The organism is Kluyvera sp. STS39-E (assembly GCF_040932435.1).
GTDB lineage: Bacteria > Pseudomonadota > Gammaproteobacteria > Enterobacterales > Enterobacteriaceae > Kluyvera.
This window is the reverse complement of record NZ_JBFQGA010000034.1, coordinates 1-268: the sequence shown is the minus strand read 5'-3', so window position 1 is coordinate 268 and position 268 is coordinate 1. Positions and strand designations below refer to the sequence as shown.

General features: G+C 45.1%; 1 tRNA gene. It reads right to left on the bottom strand.

Going from position 1 to position 268, the window contains the following annotated elements:
- Positions 1-171: 171 nt before the first annotated feature.
- A tRNA-Ala gene (locus AB4K05_RS24715) sits at positions 172-247 on the bottom strand.
- Positions 248-268 lie beyond the last annotated feature (21 nt).

Here is a 268-nt window from a genome sequence, read left to right as displayed (position 1 = left end):
GAAAATTTGAGAGACTCGAACACACCGCTTATCTGTTCTTATTACGGAGAACAGACACAGTGTGTCGTTTCAATTTTCAGCTTGATCCAGATTTTTAAAGAGCAAAACTTCGCAGTGAACCTTTTCAGGTACACTCTGAAGTTTTCTTGTTTTTTCGCAGTAAAGAAAGGATGGTGGAGCTATGCGGGATCGAACCGCAGACCTCCTGCGTGCAAGGCAGGCGCTCTCCCAGCTGAGCTATAACCCCATCGCAAAATGCTAATCTCTG